The 13,529-nt window shown below is 45.8% G+C and carries 15 protein-coding genes; 6 read left to right on the top strand and 9 right to left on the bottom strand.

All coding sequences use genetic code 11. The features are described 5' to 3' along the window. Window positions 1-4 precede the first annotated feature (4 nt). The 9 genes from B2337_RS04555 to B2337_RS04515 form a co-directional block, all read right to left on the bottom strand. Complete coding sequence (locus B2337_RS04555; RefSeq protein ID WP_292414111.1) at window positions 5-1,093, bottom strand: peptidoglycan DD-metalloendopeptidase family protein; 1,089 nt, start codon at window positions 1,091-1,093, stop codon at window positions 5-7. 152 nt (window positions 1,094-1,245) lie between these two features. Then, complete coding sequence (locus B2337_RS04550) at window positions 1,246-1,722, bottom strand: hypothetical protein (protein WP_292414110.1); 477 nt, start codon at window positions 1,720-1,722, stop codon at window positions 1,246-1,248. 132 nt (window positions 1,723-1,854) lie between these two features. Further along, entirely contained in the window at window positions 1,855-2,193 is a 339-nt protein-coding gene (locus tag B2337_RS04545; protein WP_292414109.1) for a type II toxin-antitoxin system HicB family antitoxin, read from the bottom strand. Next, entirely contained in the window at window positions 2,177-2,437 is a 261-nt protein-coding gene (locus B2337_RS04540) for a hypothetical protein (protein ID WP_292414108.1), read from the bottom strand. Before B2337_RS04540 ends, B2337_RS04545 begins: the two co-directional genes overlap by 17 nt. Before the next feature lie 100 nt (window positions 2,438-2,537). After that, window positions 2,538-3,032 carry an AAA family ATPase gene (locus B2337_RS04535; RefSeq protein ID WP_292414107.1) on the bottom strand — a complete coding sequence of 165 codons (495 nt, stop codon included), beginning with the start codon at window positions 3,030-3,032 and terminating at the stop codon, window positions 2,538-2,540. Between the two features lie 65 nt (window positions 3,033-3,097). Further along, on the bottom strand, window positions 3,098-3,403 hold the full coding sequence (locus B2337_RS04530) for a helix-turn-helix domain-containing protein (RefSeq protein WP_292414125.1): 306 nt from the start codon (window positions 3,401-3,403) through the stop codon (window positions 3,098-3,100). Between the two features lie 60 nt (window positions 3,404-3,463). After that, window positions 3,464-3,778 carry a HigA family addiction module antitoxin gene (locus B2337_RS04525; RefSeq protein ID WP_292414106.1) on the bottom strand — a complete coding sequence of 105 codons (315 nt, stop codon included), beginning with the start codon at window positions 3,776-3,778 and terminating at the stop codon, window positions 3,464-3,466. Window positions 3,779-3,796: 18 nt separating this feature from the next. Next, entirely contained in the window at window positions 3,797-4,006 is a 210-nt protein-coding gene (locus tag B2337_RS04520; RefSeq protein WP_292414105.1) for a BrnA antitoxin family protein, read from the bottom strand. Further along, entirely contained in the window at window positions 3,999-4,292 is a 294-nt protein-coding gene (locus B2337_RS04515; RefSeq protein ID WP_292414104.1) for a BrnT family toxin, read from the bottom strand. Before B2337_RS04515 ends, B2337_RS04520 begins: the two co-directional genes overlap by 8 nt. On the opposite strand from B2337_RS04515, the gene B2337_RS04510 reads away from it, so the two are divergent. The 6 genes from B2337_RS04510 (at window position 4,233) to B2337_RS04485 (ending at window position 13,463) form a co-directional block, all read left to right on the top strand. After that, complete coding sequence (locus B2337_RS04510) at window positions 4,233-4,778, top strand: hypothetical protein (protein WP_292414126.1); 546 nt, start codon at window positions 4,233-4,235, stop codon at window positions 4,776-4,778. The two genes, B2337_RS04515 and B2337_RS04510, sit on opposite strands and share 60 nt — an antisense overlap. A gap of 57 nt (window positions 4,779-4,835) precedes the next feature. Beyond that, window positions 4,836-6,536 (top strand): copper resistance system multicopper oxidase, encoded by a 1,701-nt coding sequence (locus tag B2337_RS04505; protein ID WP_292414103.1) that lies wholly within the window; start codon window positions 4,836-4,838, stop codon window positions 6,534-6,536. Beyond that, window positions 6,523-7,248: a copper resistance protein B gene (locus B2337_RS04500; RefSeq protein ID WP_292414102.1), complete on the top strand. Its 726-nt coding sequence runs from the start codon at window positions 6,523-6,525 to the stop codon at window positions 7,246-7,248. Before B2337_RS04505 ends, B2337_RS04500 begins: the two co-directional genes overlap by 14 nt. Window positions 7,249-7,435: 187 nt before the next feature. After that, window positions 7,436-8,413, top strand: coding sequence for a helix-turn-helix domain-containing protein (locus tag B2337_RS04495; protein WP_292414100.1), 978 nt, complete (start codon window positions 7,436-7,438; stop codon window positions 8,411-8,413). 93 nt (window positions 8,414-8,506) lie between these two features. Beyond that, entirely contained in the window at window positions 8,507-11,533 is a 3,027-nt protein-coding gene (locus B2337_RS04490; RefSeq protein ID WP_292414099.1) for an autotransporter outer membrane beta-barrel domain-containing protein, read from the top strand. Between the two features lie 283 nt (window positions 11,534-11,816). Next, window positions 11,817-13,463 carry an inverse autotransporter beta domain-containing protein gene (locus B2337_RS04485; RefSeq protein WP_292414098.1) on the top strand — a complete coding sequence of 549 codons (1,647 nt, stop codon included), beginning with the start codon at window positions 11,817-11,819 and terminating at the stop codon, window positions 13,461-13,463. The last annotated feature ends 66 nt before the right edge of the window (window positions 13,464-13,529 follow it).

The following is a 13,529-nucleotide window of genomic DNA, read 5'->3' as shown; positions in this document are numbered from 1 at the left end:
TCCGTTAGTCTGGCAACTCTGGCTCTGGTTTCAGAAACGGTGCTGGATCAACCGGCCCGCCTGAGTAAATGCCAAAGTGAAGATGCGGTGGGGTGGTGATAGCGTTGCCAGTGTTGCCGACATATCCGAGTATGTCCCCTTTTTTAACCTTATCGCCGGATTCAACCGCGAATGAATCCAGATGGGCGTAATAATACCGGGCGATGCCGAATCCAATCATGCTGCCCGATAACCAAACATGTTCGCCTCCTCTGGCACCTGTTCCGGTTCGGACATAGCCATCAATCAACGCTGTGACGGGTGTTCCTCTCTCTGCAAATATATCCACACCGTGATGCTTTCGGGCGCCGCCATCACGAGCAACACCGAAGGCGCTGCCGATATCCCGTTGCCCTGCCCCTTCTACGGGGAACGGTAATGAACCGCCATTAGCCATCGCCAATAAATATTCTGCACTGGCAAATAACTCTGGTTGGAGAACGATGCGGTAGTCACCCGCTTTGGACACAACCTGACTATTGGTTAAGTCATCTGAGTCCAAATCCGTGACGGTTGACCATTCTTGATCGTTTTTTTCGCGCCGTTCCAGGCTGGCGTAAAGCCGACTTTCAGACGAATCCATTCGTGAGAATTGCCATATCAGCTTTTCGCCTCGCTCAAGCGCCACCTGATAAACATGTGCCTCAATTTCATCGCTCGCAAAGGATTCAGTTGTGCGGTACTGACCCACAGCTTGAACAGGCTGTTCAGCTGCTCGATCGACAGCTTCTGCCCAGCGCTGCCCCAATGGACTATCCAACAATCCTGCCAATCGCAAACGCCAGACAAAGATATCTCTTGGTGACCATCCCAGAATATCAAAAGCAACGTATCGGACTGCATTCTCGCTGCTTTCAGCTGCGTTTTGTCTTAAGTCATCACGCACAGTCAGTAGAACGACTAATAAAGCTAACAGACCAAAAAGTAACCAGGCTCGTATGCTTCGTTTCTTTGGATTTATTAGAGACTGATCAGCGCTCTCATGTTCTGTCTGAATATTTTCAGGCTCAGGTGTTTGCTCGCTATCAGTTGTTTTGGATGGGTCGTCACTCATACCAACATTTATCTCTTTAATAGATTATTGATATGACAGACTCTAAGGAAGAATGGTCGTAGGCGATATGATTGAGGTTAAATCGTAGCTAATGATTTAGCTTGTTATACAAAATGCACTAATCAACAGATAGATTCGTCCGATTAGAAATTTCATTGACGTTCTTGGGTGGGAACACCAAATATTTTGAGAATCAAAGTAAAAATTTGCTCAGGTTGTTGCATTTCTTTCGTCATTGATTCGCAGTTTTTACCAAGCTCCAGATACTGTTCAAAATATTTATTAGCTTCATTTTCATTTTTATCAAAACCAAATAAGCCTAGTGAGTAGGCCGTGGCATAAAAGGCATTAGATAAAAAGAAAAGTTTTTCATGTGACTGTTGCATAAAAGCTAGAGCATCTGATGATTGGTTCTGTCTGTATTTTATGACAGATAAATAGAATTCTGCCTCGCCAGTATTAATGCTGTCTTTGGATTTATGAAGTGAGTTAAAAGCAATATGCTGAGCTTCTTCATCGCCATTTAATATCATATATTTAGCTGTAAACAGCTCATCACTTGCACACTTTTCTGCGAAAGCAGAATGCAATGGTAATAATAAAATTATTAATGCATAGATTAATTGCATTCTCTTAAATCCAGAAAAATTATTGCCGATAAATCTGTATGTGATTAAGCAAAGTCAAGCAGATATAGATTAATAAGACTCTACCCACCGACCTCGGCATCAACAAACCCGGTGTTCATTTACCTGAAATTGTTACATACCAGGTTGATGAAGCTTGCTGGAAATTAGCCGATTCAAACTTACTCCTGACTCTGCTGCCTCAATCGTTAGCATTCGATGTGTTTCTGGTGGCACGCGCACCATGAATTTACCGCTATATTGTTTTGACGACAGTGGTTCGGGAACTGGCTCGTTATTTTTACGCATATCTTCAACGCAGTCATGAACCAATTGACGAATACCTTTCAAGGCATGTTCAGGATCTTCAGCCAACCAACTAAGGCTTGGGAATTCAACACACAGCCCTACATGCTCCTGGTCTTCTTCAGACCATGTCACTCTGTACGTATAACGATCAATATTTTTTGCCACTTTGCACCTCCATCCGTTCAACAGCCTGAAGCACCTGCTTCACTTGATAGGCTTTAGACATCCCTTTGGTATTCTGAATATTTACCCTGGGATCTCCTTTCCATGGGGTCCGATAAACTCTGTGGCTCGAACCAGATTGTCTTGGCTCTCCGAAATAGGCATCACAAACCTTACATAGGTCATTGAATTTGATGCTTTTAGGATTTTCTCTCATCTGGTTGAGAATATCTTGAACTTTTGCCATGGGAAAATGATACCAATATTGATACTAATGTCAATTGGTTTTTTAGAGCTTTACCGCAAGATTAAGTATGTTAGTGAGCTCATCAGTTTTCAAAAAATTGTTATGCATTTTCTGCTATTACAGTTAGGTTGAACCCTTCATCTGTGGTGGGCTCAACAAAGTACTTTTTAACCAGCTCGAACATCTGTTCAGTATCAGTTGCCGCCCTCTGTGGTTGTTCCTTGCGTCTTTTTGCAATCTGCTCTAGGCAAATCTCATTTGGCTGGTCAATGTAGATTAGCTCATGAGGAGCCTGGATCTCTGAAAAAATGCTTCTAAACCACTCTCGTTGTGGAATCGTATTTGCTGGAAAGTCCATTACCACATCAGTTCCTGTTGTCAGGATCGATTGAACCAGTTTCTTCATTTGGGGCTTAAGCCGACCAGAATATTTAATGTAATCTTCCAAGGTCTCAATACTATTCGGAAACATTGATTCAAGCCATTCGTCTTCTGAAAGCAGTATGGCGTTTCGTTTCTGAGAGATTTCGAGCGATTTTGTCGATTTCCCTGCTCCCATTTTTCCGCAAAAAAACGTCAATACTCCTTTGTTCATTTTTTACCTCTTATTGCATATCAGCATGTTAATGAGGTCCTTGGCCTCATAATAATTATTACCACTCAATCTTTAACTCTTATTTCGAGGTCTCCCCAAATCACTTCCGGATGACGAAATGCAATATCAATTAACGCCTTTGCTGGTCCCGAAGGTTTACGACGCCCCTGCTCCCATTCCTGCAAGGTCCTTGGGGAGATATGAAGGACCTCCGCAAACTCTAATTGTGTCAGGCCCGTTTTACTACGCGCCTCTGCCACTTCATTGGGCTCAACACGACTGACCCGCGCGGCTTTGCCCGCTTTCATTTCTTTTACTGATTGAAGTAGCTTGTTACCAAGCTCTTCCGCGCTCAAGGTTTCGTTACTCATTTTCAATAAATTTAAGATCTGTTTAAAAACTCGAGTATAGAGTCATTGTTAAGCCGTTGCTTATGCCCCATGCCCGGTTTGTGATACAGCATTCCAAGGGCGAATATTCTTCAACTTATCTTCAAGGGCATCTGCCGCAATCTCAGTATCGTAGGCAGCCTGAGCTCGCAACCAGTAGCCATTAGATAAACCAAAAAAGCGACAAAGTCGCAGGTCTGTGTCTGCAGTTATAGAACGGTTTCCAGCAATAATCTGGCCGATTCTCTGAGCAGGCACCCCAATTTCTTTAGCCAAACGATATTGAGAGATCCCCATTGGATCAAGAAATTCTTCTTTCAATAATTCGCCTGGCGTTACAGCTTCAATGTTTCGCATGAGTTGGCCTCATAATGATTATTGCCACTCAATCTTTAACTCTTTATGCGATTGAGCACAGTCACGCAGATAGAGATTAATAAGGCTCTGATAAGGGAGGTTCTTCTCTTCAGCGAGATTCTTGAAATACTCCACGGTATCCTCATCAAGCCGAATCGTAACCTGCTTTTTGAGTTTCTTGGCGTATGGATTCTTAACTGAATCGGAAAAATCGTAATGATCACGCATGTCTATATCCTTCATAAATTTTTCGTTCTCGCCTATTTGCTTTACGAGCAGAGATGATTCGAATGGTGTCAGCTTCTCTGACGCAATGACACACCACTAACAAACGCGAATGAATGCTTGTTCCTAAAAGTATGAAACGATCCTCTTCGTCTGAATGATCTGGATCAGCTATAAGCCGACCGAACTCGTCTGTAAAGGCTGTTTTTGCCTCTTGAAATGTGACGTTATGTTTTTTTTGGTTGGCGGCATCCTTACTTGGATCCCACTCAAAGATAAGGTGTTTCATAAATTACATTGTAGTTACGTTGCAATTACTGTCAAGGTACATTTTAGCCTCTACTTTTCTCGAAGAATTTTGGCATCAAAAAAACTTTTGGCTTATTCTGTGTCTAACCAAACGTTATTTATTGGTAATTGTTTAATGACAAAACCACAGTCTCTTTTTCATTATTTGCTTATCGGCTTGTTTATGCTGTCGATGCTGCTGCCTGCTGCGCATGCAGAAGATAATGATATGGCTGTGCACCATGAAATGAGCGAGCAACAGCATGATTGTCATTCCGATGCTGAACCTCAACCAAAGCACACTACCAATTCACATTGCGCCAGTGACAATTGTCAGTGTGCTGCAGCGAACTGCCATGCTTCTGGTGTGTTAGGTTTTCAACCGATTTTTATGGCCTCCCTTTATTCGCAAAGCCGTTTGGCAATTACTGCTGAGCAGCTTGTTAGCCAATCTCCCACCAAACTAGAACGCCCTCCCCGCAGCTAATCCTCTTTTCTGTTCGGTATCTCTGATACCTACCCGAATTAACTGAGGATAGATCTCATGAAACAAGTTAGTCGCTGGCTGATGCTGTTATCAGCTGCAATATTCCATACCGCAGCCATTGCTGGCGTGACGGAATACACACTGGTCATAGACCGTGAACTGGTCAATATCACTGGCAAAACAGTAGAACGCATCACCGTGAATGGTGGCATTCCCGGCCCGATTATGGAGTTTACCGAAGGTGATGAAGCGGTTATCCATGTGGTGAACAAACTGGATGAGCCGACATCTGTGCATTGGCACGGATTACTGCTGCCGCCTGAAATGGACGGTGTCCCAGGTCTGGGTGGTTATGAAGCCATCAAAGCCGGTGAAACGTTTACTTATCGTTTTAAGCTTCGTCAAAATGGCACCTATTGGTATCACGCGCATAGTGCGTTACAGGAACAGGATGGTCATTACGGCGCACTGATTATTCACCCCAAAGATGAACCGGTGGTTCAAGCTGATCGGGATTATGTGGTGCTGCTTTCTGATTTCAGTAATGAAACCGGCCAGCAAATTCTCGGCAATCTGAAAAAAAGCCCGCATTTTTACAATTATTCACAACGTACTGTTGGGGATTTTTTCAGTGAAGTACGCGAGCACGGCTTAGCTTCCGCCTGGCAAGATGCAAGCGCCTGGGGACAGATGCGAATGTCACCAACCGATCTGGCTGATGTTCGGTACGATGCGTTTCTGGTGAATGGTCAAACCAATGATCAAAACTGGACCGGAATCTTTAAGCCGGGGGAACGCGTGCGATTACGCTTTATCAACGCCTCGGCCATGTCGATGTATGACGTGCGGATACCCGGTCTGCAAATGACCGTTATTCAGGCTGATGGGCAATATATCGAGCCGGTTACGGTTGATGAATTTCGTTTTGCCGTTGCTGAAACCTACGATGTGATTGTCACGCCGCAGGCGGATCAGGCCCATACCATCGCTGCTGAATCAATTGATCGAACTGGTTTCGCTTTGGGCACTCTGGCTCCTCGAGAAGGCATGAAAGGACTGATTCCTGCACATCGACCACGTTCCTTATTAACCATGGCCGATATGGGACATGATATGGATCACGGCGATCATCAGATGAGTCAATCTACAGATTCAATAGATCATAGCGGGAACGATATGCATGGACATGATCATCATGCGATGCAGCACGATGAACCAGCCGAAATACAAAGTGGCTGGGCCGACGCCAGCACACCTGAAGGTCATAAAGCACTGCAATACAGTGATTTAAGAGCGCTTGGCACACAAACCGATCTGCGTCCTGCCGAACGGGAAATTGTGGTGACACTGGGTGGCACTATGGAACGATTTATCTGGACTTTAAATGGCCATAAATTCGGTGATCCGGGCTTTGAGCCGATTAAACTCAATTATGGAGAACGGGTCAGGCTGATTTTTAAAAATGAAACCATGATGGCGCATCCGATGCATCTGCATGGCATGTTTGTGCAGCTGGAAAATGGTCAACCGGGTGAAAAGTTACCCAACAAACACACCGTAAATGTGACACCAGGCACCGAATATTCCGTGCTACTGACGGCTGATGAACCGGGCGAATGGGCGTTTCATTGTCATCTTCTTTATCACATGTCTGCCGGCATGATGTCTACGGTGGTCGTCGCCGAATTTGATGATGACGATTTGCCCGCCTCTCAACCAGCACATCACGACATGGGAGGTCATCATGATCATCACTAAATCCAAACTGGTTTTCACGCTAGTATTAAGTCTGCTTATCTCTACCAGCCATGCCGAAGAACATCAGCATGGCGATCACGGCCATGAATCTCAGTTATTCCATGCCTTATGGTTTGAAGCCCAACATGGCGGTGGCAGTAAAGGTGATAAAACCCATATTGAATGGGATGGCTGGATCGGTGGTGATACCCACAAACTCTGGCTGAAAGGTGAACGGGAAGGCCACAAAGGCAAGCTGGAAGGGAGTGAAGTCTGGGCGTTATATAGCCGGAATGTGCACGATTTCTGGGATGCTCAACTGGGTCTGCGTGTTGATACTCAACCTGAATCCACCCGTTATTTAACGCTGGGTTTTAATGGGCTGGCGCCCTATCTGTTTGAAACTCAGGCGCATCTGTTTATCAGCGATTATGGTGATGTCACTGCCCGGCTAAAACAAAAGAACCATCTGCTGTTCACCCAGCGTTTTGGCTTTGAACCCTACTATCAACTGGACTTCACTGCTCAGAACGTTGAACGGCAGGATTTAGGCAGAGGCTTAAGCCAAGGGGAATTGGGCATCAAACTGTTTTATGAAATCACCCGTAAAGTTGTGCCTTATCTGGATCTGAAATACGAACGTAAATTTGGTCGTACCGCCTCCATCGCCAGAAATGCCCATGAAAGCGAAGAAGACTGGATTGCTTCAGTCGGCATCAAACTGCTTTTCTAAAACGCTCATAATCAAAGCTCGCTTTAATCCAAAACTCGTTCCCATGCTCCGCGTGGGAACGCAGCTTTTCACCTAAAAAACAGTTCCAATATTCATAAACTTGATAAAAGTACGGTATATTCATTTAAAAATCGTTAAACGAATTCTGTTCTGCAAGTCGAGGCATCACCTTGAGAAACCAAAAATAATGCTGTCAAAACAACATGCTTTCTATCGGGATATGCCCCTAGGCGATGTCTCAGAACAGCTGGCAGCACAGGACTGGTTACCCTCTTTTGAGATGGCTCAGATTTCTTCTGGTGATTATCAGGGACGATATCAGGAACTGGGCAATCAAGGAGTGAGTGTCGTTGCTGAGCAGCAAAATTGCACTGTTCATAAACGCGGCACTATGAATGCAAAACACTGCACTATTTCTTATGTTCGATCTTCCAACGAGTCTTTGCGTTTTTCTGAATACAACGCGTTTAAAAATGCCTTGTTTTTCCTGCCTAGTCAGGCCGAATTAGATATTCTGGTCGGCGCCGATGTGGAAACCCTCTATTTTCGGTTTGAAGAATCAGTCCTGCTGGAATCGGCCAGAATCATTAACCCCCAACGCTGGGAAAATGCACCGGCTAGCCTGCTGCTTTTAGATGCAATCGACCGTAAGCCATTAGAGGATTTTACCGATTACCTTTTTGCCAATCCCGCAGTTAATCTGACTGATAATGTGCTCTTGGACGGAAAAAACATCACTTCGTTAATTTTGGAAAAGGTGTTGTTAACCATTGATTCGTCCGAGATACACGAAGCGGCATCACCAGATGTGATTGCCCGGCGGCGAGCCTGTGAGTTGGTGAATCAGGCTATAGACTATGTCAATTCAGGTCTTGAGAGTCACATTTGTCCAAGTATCGTTGATATCTGTACCGACTTGAAAATCAGTCAACGTAATTTGCAGTACTGCTTTAAAAAGGTATTGGATATTAGTCCTAATGCCTACCTTTATCGGCTGAGACTCAATCGGGTACGTGCCCAACTACTTAGACCCAAAGACAGTGATGTGACGGTCACCGAAGTCGCTTTTCACTGGCATTTCTGGCATCTGGGACGTTTTTCCAGTGATTATGTTCAGCTTTTTGGTGAGCTCCCCTCGGCGACCCTGCGTCGTGCATTAAGTTAATTTCTGTGAAATTTTCGGTTTGCGAAAATCGGATAGCCGCAATGCATTCAACTGCGTAAGTTACTGGATTTGTTCGCTCAATAGGAATAATCCATGAACCGCCATTTTCGGTTTATACGTAAAACCGCTTCAACTACGTTAATTTCATTGCCAAAGTCATCATCTGTTCATAAAGCAACCATTACCTTTTTGACAACGTTCATAGTGATGATGCCAGCTGTATCTGCTGATTTAAATTGGGTCGCTGGCACTGGCGACTGGGAAAACGCCAGCAACTGGTCGAGTGGATTCGGTTCAATGGTTCCAGATGATGATAGTTTTGTCTTTATCGATAATGGCGGCACTGCGCAGGTTCTGGTGCCTGGTGCCACAGCGTTCGAGATTAATCTAAGCAATGGCTCACTCGATATTTTGGGCGGCGGTCAATTGGAAAGCTCGGCCGGTAATGTGATCGGAGGTGGTGCTGGCAGCAGTGGCGCAGTGACTGTCGACGGAATTGGCTCAAGCTGGCAGCTTTCTGGCCCCATTGCTCGTTTAAACGTTGGCTCTTCAGGCGAAGGTACTCTTACGATTACCAATGGCGGTGAAGTGCTCAATGCTGACTCCTCATTGGGCGTTACTATAGGGGAGAATGTTGGCAGTAATGGCACAGTGACCGTAGATGGCGCGGGCTCTAACTTTACCAATATTCAGTCCAGTGTAATCGTAGGCAACTCGGGAAGCGGCACGCTTAATATCCTTAATGGCGGTACGGTCAGCAACGCCTTCGGTTCTATCGGCGGGTCTGCAGGCGGTGAGGGAACAGTAACCGTGGATGGCGCTGGATCCAGTTGGAATAATACCCTCCAAACATTATATCTAGGCGAGTCAGGCAGCGGCACACTAAATATCATTAATGATGGGGTGGTCAATGTCAACAGTGGCTCGGGGACTGTTTTATTAGGACGATATGGCAGCGGCAGCGGCACATTGAATATCGGTAATGGTGGTGCGGCAGGCATTCTCAATGCGGCGTCGGTTAATGGAGGCTCAGGTACAGCAACACTTAATTTCAACCATAATGAGAGTAATTATTTTTTTACCGATGACAGTACTTCGGGCGGCGATACTATCCGAATAACGGGAACCACCGATGTCAATTTTGTTGGCAGCGGCTCAACATATATAAGTGGTAATAACACTTACACCGGCAGCACTAATATTAGTAGCGGAAAGTTAGTAGTGTATAACGGCGGAACATTGGGAAACAACAGTGCGGTGACCGTTGGTACTGGTGCCATGCTTGAATCGTTATCTGATCTGACAATTGGCTCGTTAGCAGGTAATGGTACTGTTGATGTGGATACCGGGTCGGGTGGCTTTACACTGACCGTTGGTGGCGATAATACGTCCACTGTTTTTAGCGGCACAATTATTGACTTTAGTTATTTAACTAAAACAGGAACGGGAACGCTTACCATGACTGGCAACAACCCTTATTACGGTGCCACTATCGTTAATGATGGACTGCTTGTCGTGAATGGCTCCATTGCCAACTCCGGTATAACGGTCAATGCAGGAGGGTCACTGGGCGGTAGTGGCACACTTGGCAGTATTACAATCAATGGCGGCTCCCTCACTCCTGGCAACTCGATCGGCACAATGAACGTCTCCGGTAGTGTTGATTTCTCTGGTGGCGGTGTATATGAGGTGGAAGTGGATGCCGCAGGCAATTCCGACTTGATTAATGCCACCAGCATGGCCACCCTCACTAACGGCACGGTGTTGGTTTTACCTGAGGCGGGCAACTATTCGCTTAGCACTGATTACACTATCCTCAGTGCAGCAGGCGGGTTAGGCGGTACTACATTCAATAGTGTCAGCTCCAATCTCGCCTTTCTCACGCCGACACTGACTTATGATGCCAATAATGTTTTCCTAAACTTGCGTCGTAATTCATCTGACTATGCTTCTGTTGCGAATACGCCTAACCAGACTGCTGTGAGCACAACACTCGATACTGTCGCAGGCATAGGCAGCCCTAACTTGGATAATCTGTTTAATAACCTTAATATTCTGTCGGCTCAAGGTGCCCAGCAAGCCTATGACTCACTCAGTGGTGTGCAGCACACCCACAGCAATCTAATCGCTTTGCAATCCCTTAATCAGTTCCAGAGTTTGCTACTTGATCGGCTGCAAAGTGGCTCTCCTACCCTAGCCAATAACGGGCAGATTCAGTTGGCCTACAATGACACCGGCACGATGACCGATGCAGGAACAGCTTTACTAAGCAATAAACCAGCTGATAATCGTGGCTGGTGGCTGCGTGGTACAGGCAGTTATGCCGATATTGATGGTACTTCCAATGCCAGCGGTGCACATTACAAATCAGCTGGTACAGCCGCCGGCCGGGATATTTATGCCGATGATGCACTCACGGTGGGGTTGGCTTTTGGCTATAACCGGACTGATGCCAGCGTGTCACAAGGCAGTTTGGATGTAGACAGTTATCAGGCTGCTTTGTATGGCAAAAGATTATTTACCGACAACTATTACATGAGTGCTATCGCTGGGGTTGGCTATCATGATTTTGAGAGCAATCGTCGCGTGACTGTTGGTTTATCGAATACTACTGCCAGAGCGGATTACCATGCCTGGACCAGTAATCTCGCCGTTGAAATTGGCCGACTAATTGAAGTTAGTGCGAATACCAGCATCACGCCACTCGCCGGACTGGAATATGCCCTTGTCAATCGGGATGATTTTGTTGAAAAAGAGGCCGACGCAGCCAATCTAAATGTACGCCGTGACCAGCAGGACTCTTTACGCTCCGCTCTCGGTGCGCGTATTACGCATCAATGGAAAACGCAAAAAGGCTATCACATTCAACCCACCGCTGAACTGGCTTGGGTTCATGAACTCATGGATAACGAAGCGCAAATGCGTGCGGGTTTTGCTGCAGCCTCGCTAGCTAACTTCCAGGTCGATGGCCCGGAGCTTGACCGTAATCGAGCCAGGTTAGCTCTGGGTCTCGATATGCAGATGACTGAGCTAACTTCAATACAACTGGGGTACCAAGGCGAATGGGCCAGTTCTGACCAACGCCATGATCTTTCAGCAACTTTCAGAATGGTGTGGTAATCCCTCCTCCCCCTCAAACCTCGTTCCCACGCTCCGCGTGGGAATGTCAGTTTGATCAATGCTCCCTATCCCCTTTCGCCATATAGATTACTGAGTGAATTTATCCGTTTGCGGAAATCGGATAGTCGCCTCTCCATCAATGTAATATAGTGTTTTGATTTTTTTACAATTAATTAAGAACTGTCCTTGGCAATGATGCTGTTTCAGGACTCAGCCTTACGTCATCATTCCCATCGTGGAACGGTGGTTAAACACCTCACTTTTTAACATTCGGAGTTTGGCAATGAAGATGTCAGCGGGTTCAGTGATTGAAATGACCTTATCGAAAATATCCAGCTGCTTTAAATATTTGGTCGGGTTATTCACAGTCGCGTTGTTCTTTTCGAATACTTCATTTGCACAAAATGTCACGCCAGCCAAATGGGGTTCACACCTTGATCTGGAAGGCAAAGCCGGAACCAAACGCAATTTAGGCGAAGTAGATCTATTCGTTCCACTTTTTCAGAATAATGACACACTACTTTTTACCAATATACGTGGCCGTATGGACGACCGCAGCAGCAGTGAGGGTAATTTTGGACTGGGTTTGCGTCACATGACTTCTTCTGGCTGGAATATAGGTGGCATTGCTTATCTGGATCGTCGTAAAACCAAATTTGATAATTATTTCAGCCAAACCACACTGAGTCTCGAAGCCTTGTCCATGGACTGGGATTTGCGAGCCAATGGTTATATTCCACACGGAACACGCGTTCACGAAGTCGACTCATTCAATACAGCCGAATTATCGGGCACATCAGTGATTTTTCGCGGTGGTGAAGAACGCAGTATGTCGGGTTATGACGCTGAAGTTGGCTGGCGAGCACCATTTTTTGCCGTTGATGCAGCAAAACAGCTGCGTTTCTTTGTCGGCGGTTACCGGTTTACAGGTAAAGGAATGCCCGATATTTCTGGTCCTCGCTTACGCACGGAGATGACATTCGACGACATACCCACGCTATGGAAAGGCGCACGAGTTTCGTTGGGCGCAGAGTGGCAAAATGATAACCCACGTGGCTCACAAGGCTTCATCAGTGCAAGAATTCATATCCCGCTACAGTTCTCTGGCAAATCAAAAGCACGACTGAAACCAATGGAGCGCCGGATGATTGATCCGGTTATAAGAGATATTGATATTGTGAGTCAGGCTGGCACTTACGGTCGTGCTGAAATTATTCAGCAAACAACTGATGGGCAGTCTCTCACGGTATTAAATAGCAACACAACGGCGACAACGGGGGAGCTTAATACAGCTCTGGCAAAGGCTGATGCAAATACAGTTATTCTGTCAGGAACATTCCATACCGATGATATGATCACCATACCCGAAGGCCAAACGCTTATTGGTGCTGGCAATATGACAGTACAATCATCTTCCGGTCGCACCGCTGTGTTAACCCTTTCTGGTGCCACTATTTCAACAAAAAACCAAGGTGCAGTCTATGCGTTGAGCATGGAGGATAATACGACACTGCGCGGTATGACAATCAGCATTTCTGAAACTGGTGGTTCGGGTCGTTTCGCCATCTTGGCACAAAATAAAAACGGCATTGTAATTGAAAACAGCACGATCACGAGCTTTGGTGGAACGGGTGGCGGCGTAGGTATCGATGCGATGGGATCAAGCAATATCGTAATAAAAGGAAACGAAATTACCGCCATATCGAACACTGCTGGGGCCATTGGCATCCGCGCAATGGCAGCGACGAACATCACTATTCGCAATAATAATATTTCAACATCCACCAGCAGCCTCCGCACAGTTATTGCTGGCAGTGCTACTACCTCTTTTAATGCAGCTTCTTCAGGGAATACAGCCGATGGAGGAGATTGTTTGTTTAGTGGGGCACCTAGCGGATCTGTCATGTTCAGCACCTTCAGCTGCCCTTGATTTTATGAAGCAGCAATTTCATTTGTTGCCATCATAGGATTGGATCTGATTATTTGTTCCAGCACT

The organism is Methylophaga sp. UBA3192 (assembly GCA_002363955.1).
Lineage (GTDB): Bacteria > Pseudomonadota > Gammaproteobacteria > Nitrosococcales > Methylophagaceae > Methylophaga.
This window is presented reverse-complemented; position numbering and strand designations above follow the sequence as displayed.